General features: G+C 61.4%; 11 protein-coding genes and 1 tRNA gene. 6 read left to right on the top strand and 6 right to left on the bottom strand.

Annotated features, from left to right (window positions below):
* The first annotated feature begins 331 nt into the window (after nt 1-331).
* Nucleotides 332-3,088, top strand: coding sequence for a PKD domain-containing protein (locus BP869_RS09420; protein ID WP_342679022.1), 2,757 nt, complete (start codon nt 332-334; stop codon nt 3,086-3,088).
* A gap of 58 nt (nt 3,089-3,146) precedes the next feature.
* Nucleotides 3,147-3,341, top strand: a complete 195-nt coding sequence (locus tag BP869_RS09415) for a hypothetical protein (protein ID WP_342679020.1) — start codon at nt 3,147-3,149, stop codon at nt 3,339-3,341.
* 15 nt (nt 3,342-3,356) lie between these two features.
* Here the strand turns inward: BP869_RS09415 and BP869_RS09410 are convergent, their stop codons facing one another.
* Entirely contained in the window at nt 3,357-4,070 is a 714-nt protein-coding gene (locus BP869_RS09410; protein WP_342679018.1) for a TIGR00266 family protein, read from the bottom strand.
* A 385-nt stretch (nt 4,071-4,455) separates the two neighbouring features.
* On the opposite strand from BP869_RS09410, the gene BP869_RS09405 reads away from it, so the two are divergent.
* A complete protein-coding gene (locus BP869_RS09405; RefSeq protein WP_342679016.1) occupies nt 4,456-8,079 on the top strand; it encodes a lectin like domain-containing protein in 3,624 nt (1,207 codons plus the stop codon).
* A 155-nt stretch (nt 8,080-8,234) separates the two neighbouring features.
* Here BP869_RS09405 and BP869_RS09400 read toward each other — a convergent pair.
* The 4 genes from BP869_RS09400 to BP869_RS09385 all read right to left on the bottom strand — a co-directional run bounded on the left by BP869_RS09400 (nt 8,235) and on the right by BP869_RS09385 (nt 10,711).
* Nucleotides 8,235-8,306, bottom strand: a tRNA-Ala gene (locus BP869_RS09400).
* A 138-nt stretch (nt 8,307-8,444) separates the two neighbouring features.
* Complete coding sequence (locus BP869_RS09395) at nt 8,445-9,455, bottom strand: transcription initiation factor IIB (protein WP_300162191.1); 1,011 nt, start codon at nt 9,453-9,455, stop codon at nt 8,445-8,447.
* A 327-nt stretch (nt 9,456-9,782) separates the two neighbouring features.
* Nucleotides 9,783-10,442, bottom strand: a complete 660-nt coding sequence (locus BP869_RS09390) for a histidinol phosphate phosphatase domain-containing protein (RefSeq protein ID WP_342679013.1) — start codon at nt 10,440-10,442, stop codon at nt 9,783-9,785.
* A complete protein-coding gene (locus BP869_RS09385; protein WP_342679011.1) occupies nt 10,439-10,711 on the bottom strand; it encodes a signal recognition particle subunit SRP19/SEC65 family protein in 273 nt (90 codons plus the stop codon). Before BP869_RS09385 ends, BP869_RS09390 begins: the two co-directional genes overlap by 4 nt.
* A gap of 53 nt (nt 10,712-10,764) precedes the next feature.
* Between BP869_RS09385 and hypB the strand changes: the two genes are divergently transcribed.
* Nucleotides 10,765-11,412, top strand: coding sequence for a hydrogenase nickel incorporation protein HypB (gene hypB, locus BP869_RS09380; protein ID WP_342679009.1), 648 nt, complete (start codon nt 10,765-10,767; stop codon nt 11,410-11,412).
* A gap of 85 nt (nt 11,413-11,497) precedes the next feature.
* Nucleotides 11,498-11,875 (top strand): 30S ribosomal protein S8e, encoded by a 378-nt coding sequence (locus BP869_RS09375; protein ID WP_067048522.1) that lies wholly within the window; start codon nt 11,498-11,500, stop codon nt 11,873-11,875.
* A gap of 76 nt (nt 11,876-11,951) precedes the next feature.
* Here BP869_RS09375 and BP869_RS09370 read toward each other — a convergent pair whose 3' ends face one another.
* The gene (locus BP869_RS09370) at nt 11,952-12,293 is read right to left on the bottom strand and encodes a DsrE family protein (protein WP_342679007.1); all 342 of its coding nucleotides are present in this window, start codon (nt 12,291-12,293) and stop codon (nt 11,952-11,954) included.
* 103 nt (nt 12,294-12,396) lie between these two features.
* On the opposite strand from BP869_RS09370, the gene BP869_RS09365 reads away from it, so the two are divergent.
* Nucleotides 12,397-14,402: PKD domain-containing protein (locus BP869_RS09365; RefSeq protein ID WP_342679005.1), on the top strand; the 2,006-nt coding region annotated here is incomplete at its 3' end.

Genomic DNA, 14,402 nt, shown 5'->3' with positions numbered 1-14,402 from the left:
TGGCCCCGAAGAAATCTCCTTTTTGCAGGTATATTCTGGAATAAGTGCCTTCTGCGCCCGGATAGTCTGCGGGGCGGCACCATCGGTCTCTCTTTTTCTCGTCCCTTTCGTTTTTGTGAATTCCCGTTCCATCGCTATTTTTTTGATTCATTCTCTGGTATTCAGCTTTTCCAGACATTTTTTTAGAAATGGCTGTATATCTGCCTTAAAATAATAGGGATATTTTTATTTTAGTTCGTGTTTATATCAGAATTATCTTTCATCCAATGCACGCGAAGGGATCATTATTGCTCAGATGTCCACTATATCCATATTTTCAGAAAATAATGGAGTGACGAGGATTTTTCCCCTCCTCCTTGCAACCCTCCTCCTCTGCGCGCTTGCCGTCCTGCCGGCGGCGGCGACGTGGACGGTCGGGTGCGACGGCAACTTCACCACCATCGGCACGGCGGTCGCGAACACCACGGTGGCGGCCGGCGACACCCTCCTCATACGCCCCGGCACCTATGTCGAGACCGTGACCGTGAACAAACGCCTCACCCTCAGGGGCGACGCGGGCGCGACGGTGAATGGCAGCATCAAGATCACCGCCGCCGGTACGACGGTCGAGGGCCTCACTGTGAAGAGGGCCGGTTCCACGGCCATCGAGATCTATGGGGCCGACACCGTGGTGCGGGGGTGCACGGTCTCCAGCGGGTACGACGGGATCTCTATCGAATCCGCGACGAACTGCACCGTGGAGGGGTGCACGCTGGGCGGCACTATCCCTGGCAGCGGTATCTATCTCTCCTCCGCAGGCGGGTCACAGATCCTGGACAACCAGGTGACCGGATGCGGGAGTCCCGGGATCATGTTCTATGGCGATTGCCCCGACTGCATCATCTCCGGGAACTCCGTCCAGGACTGCAGTGGTGCAGGCATTCAACTCCAGTCCGGGTGCCAGGGCTCTGTTGTCGTCGCCAATACCGTGTCCAACAACAGTGGTGGTTTCATGATCTACGGATGCACCGGCACGACCACTGTCCTGAGAGACAACGTCGTCCAGAAAGATAGATTCATAGCAGTCCAGCTGGAGAGTCTGGACTCCGTCATAGTCGAGAATGTCACGGTCAGGGACGGGAAATTTGGCTTTATCCTCTTCGATGTTGAGAATATCACGCTCACCAACAGCACCGTCACCGGAACCGGAGACCCCGGACTTTGTGCCAGATCTGCCGTAACAAATTCCCTCATCGCAAACAACCTCTTCAACAACACACAGAACCTTGATATCAGGTCAGGTACCGACATGACCGACACCCGCTGGAACACGACGAAGACCTTCGGGAAAAACATCCACGGCGGCCCCTTCCTCGGCGGGAACTACTGGCTGACGCCTGACGGCACCGGGTTCTCGGAGACCCACGAAGACCGCAACGGCGACGGGATCTGTGACGAGGGCTACGACCTCGGGGCGGGGTGTATCGACCACCTCCCGCTCCACACCTGCATCCCGACCGCGAACTTCACCGCCGTTCCGGCCGGCGGCAGCACCCCGCTCACCGTGCAGTTCGCCGACACGTCGTACGGCGTCCCCTTCCTCTCCCGCTCATGGGACTTCGGGGACAACAGTCCCCTGGTCGACCACACCCGCCCCTCCCACACCTTCTCGACCAACGGCACCCACCAGGTCACCCTGACGGTCACGAACGCCTTCGGGAGCGACACGATGACGAAGACGGTCGTCGCCCTCGACCCGCCGAAGGCCGTCGTCTCCGCAAACCCGACCGAAGGGAACGCCCCGCTGACCGTGCGGTTCACCGACGCCTCGACCGGGTGCGTCTTCGAGCGCCTCTGGACGTTCGACGACAACGGTGCGACCTCGACCGATGCGACGCTCCCGCACACCTTCGAGAACGCCGGCACCTACAATGTCACCCTCAACGTGAGCAACACCTACGCCTCCAACGAGACGACGGTGAAGGTCGTCGTGCACACCGCGCCGAAGGCGGACTTCACCTTCACGCCGACAGCAGGTCTTGCCCCCCTCTCCGTGACCTTCAACGATACCTCGACCGGCGACGTCGACACCTGGGAGTGGGACTTTGGGGACGGCACGAACGCCATGGGGCGGCAGCATGTCCATACGTACAGGGATGCCGGGAACTACACCGTCACCCTGACGGCATCCAACGCTTTCGGCTCCGACACCGCCACGGCGTCTGTCCGGACCTTCGAGGCCCCCGCGGCCAACTTCACCGTCAACCCCGCCGGAGGATACGCCCCGCTCACCGTCTCTTTCACCGACACGTCGACCGGCGACGTCACCGGCTGGAGATGGGACTTCGGCGACGGTTCGACCTCGACAGAAGAGCACCCGTCCCACACCTACGCGTCGGCCGGGACGTACACCGTCTCCCTGATGGTCAGCAACCCGTACGCCTCGAACACGACGGTGCAGAAGAACTGCATCATGGTTGAGGCGCCGGCCGTGAGCGGCGGCGGGGGAGGCGGTCATTCTGATGCCTCGGCCGGTGCGGCAAGCAACATCCCTGCCGGCGGTCACACGTCCTTCGGCGTCCGGAATTCCGCGATCTATGAGGTCGGGGTGACGGCCGGCGAGAGGATCCCCGAGATTCTGGTCACTGTGGAGAGGAAGGGACTTCCTGCGGGCGCGGATGCCCCGGCCGCCGCGGTCTACGAATACGACGAAGTGACGCTGTACCGCACCCCCGACGCCGCCCTTGCTGGAGCTTCCCTGAACTTCACCGTCCCGAAGGCATGGCTGGAGGCGCGGGGCTGTGCGCCGGAAGACGTGGTGCTGTACAGATACCACGGCGGTGCCTGGCAGGCCCTCACGACCTCGATAGTCAGTGAAGACGAGTCTTGCTACTCCTTCGTCGCCGAAAGCCCCGGTTTCTCCCTCTTCGCGATCGGGGTGAACACCCCGGCGCCCGAACCGACGGTGACACCTGCGGAGACCCTGACCGCTCACCCGGAGACGACCGGAGTGGCGGAAACGCCGACTGCACCGCAGCAGAGCCCGCTTCCCGCAGGTCTTGTGGTTCTCGGTCTTTGTGCCGCCCTCCTCTTCCTGCGGCGGCGGTGATCCCCTCCTCTTTTTTCCCGGGAAAGGGTTATCCTCCCCCCTCTCCCATGCTGATCAGATGTACGTCCTCCCGCGAGCGACACTCCTGACTCTTTTCGCGGCAGTCCTTGCCGGTCTTGCCGTCGGTACTATTGTCCGGGGTATCTGGCACGATCAGGTCCTCACCGTCCTGGCCTCGGCCGTTGCGATCGTCCTTGCCGACACCGCGATCACCCGTCTGATGCGGCATTTCGGGATCGCAATAGGGGACTGAAAAAGAGAGGGGCGTTCAGATCCCGATCTGGAACCCGCCGCTCCCGCTCCCCGACGAGTCATGGGGCAGGAAGGGCATCAGGGAGGAGGCGAGTTTCGCGATGTCCATCGACTGGAGGACGACTTTGCCCGGTCCTGTGAGGGTCGTCAGGAAGAGTCCTTCGCCGCCGAAGAAGACCGTCTTCACGCCGCCGGCCAGTTCGATGGAGTACTCGACCGTCGAGTCGAAGCCGACCACAAGGCCGGTCTCCACCCGCACCGTCTCCCCGGCCGCGAGGTCCATCTCGATGGTGTCGCCGCAGCAGTGGAGGAAGACTCTGCCGTTCCCATGGAGGCGCTGGAGGATGAAACCCTCGCCGCCGAAGAACCCGGACCGCAGCTTCTTTGTAAAGGCGATGTCGAGGTTCACGCCCTCTTCGGAACAGAGGTAGGCATCCTTCTGGGCGATGAACTCCTTCCCGTTCACGTCCACGGGAAAGATCCGGCCCGGCACGTTCCCGGCGAAGGAGACAAAGCCTTCCCGGCCCTGAGGGGTGAACTCGGTCAGGAAGATGCTCTCGTTGGTGAGTATCCTCTTGAGTCCGCCGAAGAGGCCGCCCTTCATGTGGGAGTCCATCTGCATGTTCCCGCTCATGTTCACCATGGCGCCAGCCTCTGCATTGATCTTCTCGCCAGGGGAGAGGGTGAGTTTCACCATCTGGAGGTTGTCCCCGATAATCTCGTATCTCATGGTCTTCTCCAGATCTTCAGAAGAGAAACATATCAGGTTTCGCATATTCTGAAGGGAAGTCTGCGACGTCTCTCTCCATATGCGGTACCTGCATATGCGGTACCTGCAACGCAGGTCTGCCTCCTCATGACCATGATGGGCGGATCTGACCTTCCGTGTCGTTGCCCTGTCCGCCTCTTATCTTATGCTTTGTGTTCCTGTGTTCTCATGGGTCGAAGGGTGGCGGATGGGATTTTCTTTAATCTCGTGTCACATTATATCATGTTTTTTCTTTTTCACTCACTTTCTATCTTAATTTTATTGCATATTCTTTATTTTGAAGCATAATCGGCTGCTATTTATCCTATTTTATCCTACGTCTGGGAATCACACGGAAGATGAAACCATGACTCCCCGGCAACAATGTCTTATAATACTGCTCGTCTGCGTGGGGCTTGCCCTTCTCGGGATGCCCGGTGCGACCGCACTCACGAATACGACACTTCTCTTTCCAGACGAACAGGAATATTTCCCCGGTGCAGGCGCCTCCCCGGCCGCCGGCGCCGACCTCCGCGTGGAGGCCGCACCCCTGAACCCGGCATTCGTCCGGTATCAGGAGGAGCAGGAGGCGACCTCGGCTGAAAACGACATTGCGCTCCTCTGTGCGGCCGCCCCTGAGGCCCCGGAGAACGAGTCCTTCCCCCCTCTGGACGGACTTATCCCCTCGCCCGCCACCATTTTCTGGTCGGGCAATCCGGTTTCAACTCTCTCCGCCCCGCCCTCTGAGTCTTATTTCAACCTCGCCGACGAAGGGCGGGTGACCCCGGTGAAGGACCAGGGAAAGTGTGGATCCTGCTGGACCTTCGCCTCCCTCGGGTCGCTTGAGTCCGCGCTCCTCACCGACGGGTTGGGCGCGTGGGACCTCTCTGAGAACAACATGAAGAATACCCATGGTTTTGACGGGGGGCCCTGCGACGGCGGCAACCCCTTCATGGCGACCGCCTACCTTGCCCGGTGGTCCGGACCGGTGGACGAGAGCGACGATCCCTATTTACTACCCATGCCGTTGAACGACTCACCCGCCGGTCTTGCGCCGGTGATGCAGGTGCAGAACGTCACCTTCCTCCCGCCGCGTGACGGCCCCCTCGACAACGACCTGATCAAGACGACGATCAAGGAGGAGGGCGGCCTCTATACTTCTTTCCGGGTGAACCTCTCCTGCTTCGGGCCGAACGCGACCACCTATTACCTGCCCGAGAATAGCACCGCAAAACTCGATGGCGGCCACGCCGTCCTCCTTGTCGGCTGGGACGACACCTACCCGGCGGCGAACTTCGTCGAAACACCGCCCGGCGACGGCGCCTTCATCGCCAAAAACTCGTGGGGCACCTCGCTCGGGGACCATGGTTACTTCTACATCTCCTACTATGATCGGTACTTCGGGCGCTTCGTGAACCGGAGCAATACGTATATTGGTGATGATCGGGCGGCCGTGCTCTTCACCGGCGAACCGGTCGAGACCTACGACCACATCTACCAGTACGACCCCCTTGGCTGGACAGAGAGCATCGGTACCGGCGCCTCGACGACGGCGTACGGTGCGAACGTCTTCGCAGCGGAACACTACGAAGAACTCCATGCTGTGAGTTTCTACACCCGCGAACCCGGCACGGCGTACGAGGTCGTGGTCGATCTCATGCAAGATGGTTTCGTCCGCCGTGCCTACGCCGCGGACGGGACGATGGCGCTCCCCGGCTACCACACCCTTCCCCTCGCCACCCCCGTGCCCCTCGGCCCGGGCGATATATTCTCGGTGACCCTCAAACTCACCGCCCCGACCGACACCCGCCCTCTCGTTGTCGAGATGCCTTTCGAGCATTATTCGAGCAACGCCACCGCCGCACCTGGCCAGAGTTATGTGAGCGCCGACGGGGTGCACTGGAAAGACCTGACCACGTATGTCCCGGATACCAACCTCTGCATCAAGGCCTTCACGCGCGACCCCCTCAGAGTGCCCGAGGACCATGCCACCATCCAGGAGGCCGTCGACACCGTACTGTCCGGTGGGATGGTCCTCGTCGGAGATGGGGTCTATGTCGAGAACGTCGTCGTCGATCACCCCCTCACCCTCGCCGGGTCGCACGACGCCGTCATCGACGGCAACGGCGGGACCGCGCTCACCCTGACCGGGTCGACCATCACCGTCAGGGGCTTCACTCTCACCAATGGTGACGACGGCGTCCTTGCCACCGGTGAGGACATCACGCTCATGGACGTGAATGTCACCGATTGCAGCGGCGACGGCATCGCTCTCGAAGGTGCGTCGCGGGCCTCCATTGTCCTGACTGACGTCCGCGGCGCAGGGCACGCGGGTCTCCGCGTCAATGATTCCGTGCGGGTCGGCGTGGCCCTCTCCGATCTCTCGGAGAACGGTGAAAGCGGCGTCAATGTTTCCCGGTCAACCGACGTCTGGTTCGTCGGCGTGAATGTCACGGTAAATGGAGGGGACGGGATATCTCTCGCCTCCCAGGACTCCTTTATGGTGGCGGATTGTGTCATTGCCGGGAATGCCGGGACAGGCCTTGCCCTCGACGGTGTGAAGAACGGCGAAGTGTTCGAGACAGCGATGACCGAAAACGGATGGAACCTCCGCCTCGTCCCCTTCCCGGGATATGAGAGTACCGTCGTGGTTGACGAGACGAACACTGTCGACGGCAGACCTGTCTATGTCTGGACCGGACGGGAGGACGCGGTCGTGCCCGACGACGCAGGTATGGTGTACCTCTTCGGGTGCCGGAACATCACCGCGGAGGATCTCACCCTCTCGGGTACCTATGTCGGCCTCACCGTCTTCAACTCCACCGGCATCACAGTCAGAAATGTCACGGCCACCGGCAATTATGCCGGGGCGATCTGCAAGGACCTGGACGACTTCTTGATCGATGCCTCCGCCTTCGTGGGCAACGAGTTTTCGGGGCTTTCCTGTTTCGGCTGCACGGCGTCTACCGTCACCGGTTCGCTCATCGCCGATAACGGCATTGGCGCGTACCTTTTTGCCGCGAGTCCGGGCGATACGGTTCTCTGGCACAACACCTTTGCAAACAACACCCGCGGCCACCTCCCCGCCGTGAACTCGGTCTCCCTGAATTCTACCCTGCCGATCTCGTACCGGTATAATAACACTTATTTCACGCATGTCCTCGGGAACTTCTGGGACGACTATGCTGGCAACGACACCGACGGCGACGGCATCGGCGAGACGCCATACTCCATCACGGGCCTCAACGACACCTGCCCGCTGGTCGCACCGGCAGACAGGTACGTGCTCTCCGTGCCTCCTCCGCCCGCTACCGGAGGGGATGGGGGCGGCGACCCTGACTATTCTGTTGACGCTGCGGGAGGTCTGGACCCCGGTGAGTCCGCGACCCTCTCCTTCGACCGCACGGCGGTCTCCAGCATCACCCTCACCGCCGCGGAGCGGATTGACGGGGTCATGATCACCCTCGAGCCTGCGGCAGACGGCCCGGAGGGCCTCGCTGGTTCTGTCTACCAGTACATTCTGGCCGACCTGACGTACACGACCGACGACGCCCTCGCGGAGGCGGTCTTCACCTTCTCTGTGCCGGCATCCTGGCTGAAAGAGCACGATCTCTCGCCTGCAGGTGTCGCCCTCTGGCGGCACCACAACGAGACCTGGACGTCTCTCCAGACTGAGGTCGTCAGGGAGACTGCCGATCGCATCTATTTCCTTGCTGTCTCACCGGGCTTCTCGTACTTCGCCATTGCGACCGGCCCTGATCCGGTTCCGACGGTGACCCCGCCTGTGCCTGCAGAGGTCACTGCATCGGCTGCGACGAACGCGACTGCGGTGCACACTCCGACAACTACTCCGACGGCGAATGTAACTGCCGTGCACACCGCAACACCCGCGCCAGCAGCGACCCCCACCCCGCAGCAGAGTCCAATCTTCCCTGTCATACCTCTTGGCGCGGCTGGTCTTGCTGCTCTCCTCCTTGCCCGGAGGAGATGAGGCCTCTCTTTTTTACAAAAAATACTTCGACAGATTGACCCCTGCGAGTGTGATTGCAGAGAGGGGAGGACGGTTTCCCTGACCCCCCGGAGATGGAGAGAGTATGCCCCGAAGAACCGCTCACGCTCCCCTCTAAAACTATTCTTCAAAATGGATGGACCCGGCGGGATTTGAACCCGCGGCCTCATCGTTGCGAACGATGCGATCTTCCCCTGATCTACGAGCCCTTATGCCTGATCAGTGCCTGATCCTGCCCAGTACTTTTGCCTCTGTTCCCTTATATCTGTTCCCATTCCGGCGCCCGGGGCCGGTGCCCGTGACCATCCGGCAGAGTGGGGCACGCACGCGCCCCGAAAAAAAGGAGATCAGAGAATGATCTCGATATCGAGTTTCTCAGCGAGTTCCTTGTACCGGTTCCGGATCGTCACCTCGGTGACGCCCGCCACCTCGGCGACCTCGCGCTGGGTCCGCCTCTCCCCCGAGAGGATCGAGGAGATGTAGATGGCGGCGGCCGCGACGCCGGTCGGCCCCCTGCCGCTCGTCAGTTCACGCTCGCCCGCCTGCCGCAGGATCTCCACGGCGCGGCTCTGCACCTCGCCCTTGAGGGTGAGGCCGGAGCAGAAGCGGGGCACGTAGTCGATCGGCGAGGTCGGCAGGAGCTTGAGACCGAGTTCGCGGGAGATGAACCGGTAGGTGCGCCCGATCTCCTTCCTTGAGACCCGGGACACCTCGGCGATCTCGTCGAGCGTACGCGGCACCGAGCACTGGCGGCATGCCGCATACAGTGCGGCCGCGGCCACGCCCTCAATGGACCTGCCCCTGATCAGGTTCTTGTCCACGGCGTCGCGGTAGATGACCGCAGCAGTCTCCCGCACGTTCCGCGGCAGACCGAGGGCCGAGGCCATACGGTCCAGTTCGGAGAGCGCGAAGGCGAGGTTCCGCTCGGTGGCGTTCGAGACACGGATCCTCCGCTGCCACTTGCGAAGACGGTACAGTTGCGCCCTGTTCTTCGAGGAGATGGCACGGCCGTAGGAGTCGCGGTTCCTCCAGTCGATCATCGTCGAGAGACCCTTGTCGTGGATGGTAAAGGTCATCGGCGCACCGACACGGGAACGCTTCACCCGCTGGTCATGGTCGAAGGCACGCCACTCCGGGCCGCGGTCGATGAACTCCTCGTCGAGGACGAGGCCGCAGTTCTTGCAGACGAGTTCGGCACGCTCATAGTCGTGGACGAGCTGCCGGCTGCCACACTCGGGACAGACATTCTCGGTCGTTTCCTCGCGTTTCTTCTCCGTCTCCCGCACTGTCGTCCGTACACGTTTCTTCAGAGCCTCACGCTCGCTCTGAAGCGCCTTTAATTTCTCGATTTCTGCCATTTTCCATCACCCTTGGTATACAGTTTCTCTCCCACGCGTCCGCTACAGGCCCCCTTGCAGACGACCGCAGCATACGGCGAGGCCACATTCCCGAAGATGTCAACAACTTTCCCGGCCGGTCTCGTACGTCTGTCGAAGACATCCCCATAGAGGCGGGGCAGCTGGGCGGCGTCGCACCTGACGATCATCGTGCGAGAACCGCAAATCTTAACTATCAGCCCCACAAGTTTCAAGAGAACTCCTCATCAAAACTCCTGCAAAAGGGAGTATCGTATATAAATTGGGTGGCATGGCTATTTAAACATATCGACAAAATATAAATATGGATTAAATCCCGAGTAAATCCGAAACAATATTTATAGACAGCGATCTCGCGCACTCGTCCTCTGTTAGCCCTGCACCGCGTGCAACCGCCATCTTCGCCTCCCTGGTGAGAAGGTCTGAAGGCGCATGGGCGTCTGAGTCCACCACCACCATGCAACCCGCCTCCCGTGCAGTCACCGCCACATATCCATTTGTCCTGTTGTGCCCGTTCCTTGAGGTGATCTCAAGGGCGACACCGTTTTTCGCTGCAAGATGTGCGTCCTCTGGTGTGATGAAGCCCGGGTGGCCGAGGATATCGACGTCCCTCGAAGAACAGGCTGCATGGTTTGTGCCCGGAGCGACCGGTTCGACCGGCGACTCCCCGTGGACGACGACGACCTCGGCGCCCTTCTCTTTGGCGTACGCCGCGAGTTCGGGGATCTCCTCGGGCGGCACATGGGTGATCTCGACGCCGCAGAGAAGGTGGACGCCGAAGTGTCTTGCACTCTTCTTGAGGCACGACGTCGTCGTGATCACCTGATCGATATTCGAGCAGTCGACATGGTCGGCGATGGCGACGACCTCGTACCCGAGGACAGCAAGGCGGCGGACAAGTTCGATGGGGAGAAGGTCGCCGTCCGTCATCGTGGTGTGGGTGTGCAGATCGTAGAGGCCGCCGCTCACTGCCTCACCTCGATCGTCCCTGCCACCTTCTTGATGAGGGCCCCCTTCGACTCCGTGCACTCGACGACCACCCGCCCTTCGCGCTTGAACCAGTGGGCCGGGTGGTGTTTTTCCTCGGCCCGGTACGTATAGCCGCATCTCTTCAGGGCCGCCCCGAGATCGTCGACTGTCGGATTTTTGACGGCGCGACCGAGAGGGACACGCCTCCCCTCGGACCGCTTCAGACCGGCAGAAAAATAGCACGGATAAAGGATACAGACACTTTCCATTATAGAATGGTAGATGGTGAACCTATATAGGGGTCACGTTCAATACTCACTGTATGCACCACATCGACGTCCTTATCGAGAAGGATGTATATGCCGCAAACGATAATCTTGCCGCTGCGAACGCTGCACACCTGAAAGAGCACGGAGTCAGGGCATTTGACCTCCTCGGCGCCATCGGGTCGGGAAAGACCTCCTTGATCGAGCGGATGGTGCCCCTCCTTGCCGGGCGCGGCCTTGCGACCGGCGCCGTTGCCGGGGACGTCTATGGTGACGATGACTTCAAGAGGATCGTGGGCCTCGGCATCCCGGCCGTCAATGCCAACACCGGTACCGAGTGCCACCTCGATGCGCACCTCGTCGAACACGCCCTCGACCACCTCCCCCTCGACGATATCGATGTCCTGTTTATCGAGAACGTGGGCAACATGGTCTGCCCGACGGATTTCGCCCTCGGGGCCGAGAAGCGGGTCGTCGTCGTCTCCTCGACCGAGGGTGACGATGTCGTGAACAAGCACCCGATGATGTTCCGCGGCTGCTCGATCGGTGTGATCAACAAGGTCGACCTTGCCCCTCTCGTCGGCTGCAACATTGAGCGGATGGAGGCCGATATGCGGCGCTACAACCCGGAGATGAAGATCTTCAGGACAAATATGAAGACCGGCGAGGGTGTCTCCGCCGTGCTCGACGCGATCCTGGAGTGATCAGAGTTAAATACCGAGAGCCAGAATATATATAGAACTCTCTATGGGATTCCTGTCTCACAGATTGTAATCCTGAGGTGATACTATACAGTGGCAAGGTAGATCCGTACGGCGCCTCACCGGCGGCAGGAACCACCCGGCTTGCGGTAAGAGGCGATATGAGCACGGCCGGGCCCCCGCAGAAACTCATATCGGGGAGAATCGGAGCCGGATTGTCAGGGTACGCGGCGGCAACATGAAGGTTCGGGCACTCCGCCTGAACGTTGCCTCTGTCTCCAACCCTGCGACCGGCGAGACCAAGAAATCTGGCATCCTGAACGTGGAAGCAAACCCGGCAAACATCAACTATGTCCGCCGGAACCTCCTCACGAAGGGTGCGATCATCACGACCGAACTCGGGCGCGCACGGATTGTGAGCCGCCCCGGCCAGGACGGCGTCGTCAACGCCGTGTTGATCCAATAAACCCATTTTTTGTCCGGAGATCCCCGTGCAGGAGATCTTCGGGTGTTGCGGCTGTCCCGGACCGGGCGGCCCGCTGTCACAGTCTGATATACGCGTACCTTTCGGCCTGCCTCCTCACGATCTCGCTGATGCCCGAGGGCACGACCTCGACAGACCGCGGGAAGTCGTCCCTCGCGAAGGTCATCGCCCTGATGCTGTTGGCGCAGACCACAAAACGCACCCCCTGTTTGCTCATGTTCCTGACATCGTCCACGTACTGGCCTGTCAGGAGAAAGGCCTTCACGCCGTCGCCGTGTGCGACCACCTCAACCTCCACTCCATCGCCCATATCGGCAAGAAGGTTCCGGGCTGTTTGCAGGACCGCACCTGTCTTCCCGGTCTCGGTGAGGTGGAAGAGCGCCCTGTACCTGATCGTCATCGTCTCCTCCTCCGCGATGCGGGATCTGGCGTCCTCTCCCTATCAACCTTGTGCAGGTGCGATCCTCTTATATCTGCCAGGGTCTATTCCGCGGCACGTGACGATGCTGCTGCGTACGCGGATGCTGGTCTTTCTCCTGCTCATCGCCACTGCGCAGGGTGCGGCCGGCGTAGGACCTGACGTCTGGGAAAAAATACCTGAAAGGCCGCCACCCGATGACGACCTGGCCAAACTGTCCTCAGACCTCGTCGACCTGGTGGAGATGAATGTATCTGGGGAGAATATCTCCGACAATGCCGCCCTCGCCTCGGGATATGCCGCCCCTCCGCCTGTCACAGTCTATGTCTCTCTGTACCCTCCTGCCGGGACTGGGTGCGTCGACCCCTTTGCTGTGGAGGTGACGGCGCGGGACGAGGCCCGCCATCTGGCAGTGGCCCTGGTGCGGGTCGAGGACCTGAAAGGTCTTGCGTCCCTTCCTGAGGTACGGTCTGTGCGGACTGTCCTGCCGCCGTTCTTTGCTGCCGGTTCGGTGGACACGGAGGGCGATGCCATCCTCAGGGCGAAGGACCTCAGGGACACCACTGGATACAACGGAACTGGTGTGAAGATCGGCGTCATCTCGGATGGCGTGGACCACCTCGACGATGCCGTCCTGACCGGGGATATCCCTCCCGACGTCGAAGTCCTCTCGAACACCCTCGGCGGCGACGAGGGGACGGCGATGCTTGAGATCGTCCACGACATCGCCCCCGGTGCCTCCCTGTATTTTCATGACTGCGGGGGAGACGTGATCTCCTTCGATGGGGCATTCCAGGCCCTTGCCGACGCGGGGTGCACGATCATCTGCGACGACATCGTCTATCTTGACGAACCTTACTTTGACGAGAGTGCCGACGCCCCTCTCGGCGGCGTCAGGCGCCTCGCGGCTGAAGGGGAGGTTCTTCTGGTCTCCTCGGCCGGCAACTTCGGCCTGTCGCACTACCAGGAGGAGTACCGCGACTCGGGGAACACATACAATTCCCATGACTTCGGCGGCGGGAGCGTCCTCCTCCCCTTCAGGGTCTCTGCGGCGTCGCCGGCCTTTGTCGTGCTCCAGTGGGCCGACCCCTGGGTCTCGTCGGCGAACGACTACAACCTCTATGTCTGGGACCGCACCGGGTCTCTGGTGGGCATGAGCACCATCGTCCAGAAGGGGAACGGCACCCCCCTCGAAGTGGTCTCCTTCACCAATCCCGACCCCTTCGTCTCGACCTATTACGCAGGCATCACCCGTGTCCGCGGCTCGCCCCTTCTCCTTGAGGTCTACACCTTCTATGGGGCGGTCTCCCCTGACTACAACACCCCTTCAGACTCGATCTTCGGTCACCCGGCCTATCCCGGCGTGGTCACGGTCGGTGCGATCGATTTCCAGGACACACTCAGGCAATACTCCTCGCAGGGGCCGGTGACCATCGTCTACCCGGCGCCCGAGGAGAGGGCTAAGCCCGACCTTGCGGCGACCGACGGGGTGCAGGTGACGGGGGCGGGCGGTTTCCCGAACCCCTTCTATGGCACGAGTGCGTCGGCCCCGCATGTGGCCGGCATCGCAGCCCTGCTCATGGGCCAGGACCCCGCCCTGAATGCATCGGGGTTTGTGGACGCCCTCGTCTCCTCGTCTCTGGGCCCGGGTTTGCCCGCGTACGACCCCGGCTACGGTTATGGCAAGGCCGATGCCGTCGTCCTCAGGTCGGTGCTCAGTCCGCCGCTCATCGCAAACTTCTCGGCCTCTCCGGCCGCGGGTATGGTGCCCCTGACGGTCAGGTTCACCGACCTCTCCGGGGGGTCTCCCGATACATGGTCCTGGGACTTCGGCGACGGCAACGTTTCGTCCAACCCGAATCCTGTCCATGTCTATGAAGTGCCGGGCGTCTATACGGTGAACCTCACGGTCATGGCGGGGCAGTCGGCAAACTCAACTCGGAAAACCGGCCTTGTCACCGCGGTGGCGCAGGGCCCGCCTGCCGCGAACTTCTCCGCCGCCCCTCTCTCGGGCCCCGCGCCCCTGACGGTGAATTTCACCGACACCTCTGAGGGATTCCCGACCTCTTGGTCGTGGGCCTTCGGCGACGG

The sequence above is a fragment of the Methanofollis sp. UBA420 genome (genome assembly GCF_002498315.1).
Classification (GTDB): domain Archaea; phylum Halobacteriota; class Methanomicrobia; order Methanomicrobiales; family Methanofollaceae; genus Methanofollis.
The sequence above is the reverse complement of the archived record's forward strand: the minus strand, read 5'-3'. Positions and strand labels throughout refer to the sequence as shown.

Coding starts and splice junctions, on each gene's coding strand:
- BP869_RS09405 (WP_342679016.1), top strand. CDS start 4,456: ATGACTCCCCGGCAACAATGTCTTATAATACTGCTCGTCTGCGTGGGG.
- BP869_RS09395 (WP_300162191.1), bottom strand. CDS start 9,455: ATGGCAGAAATCGAGAAATTAAAGGCGCTTCAGAGCGAGCGTGAGGCT.
- BP869_RS09385 (WP_342679011.1), bottom strand. CDS start 10,711: ATGGAAAGTGTCTGTATCCTTTATCCGTGCTATTTTTCTGCCGGTCTG.
- hypB (WP_342679009.1), top strand. CDS start 10,765: ATGCACCACATCGACGTCCTTATCGAGAAGGATGTATATGCCGCAAAC.
- BP869_RS09410 (WP_342679018.1), bottom strand. CDS start 4,070: ATGAGATACGAGATTATCGGGGACAACCTCCAGATGGTGAAACTCACC.
- BP869_RS09415 (WP_342679020.1), top strand. CDS start 3,147: ATGTACGTCCTCCCGCGAGCGACACTCCTGACTCTTTTCGCGGCAGTC.
- BP869_RS09370 (WP_342679007.1), bottom strand. CDS start 12,293: ATGACGATCAGGTACAGGGCGCTCTTCCACCTCACCGAGACCGGGAAG.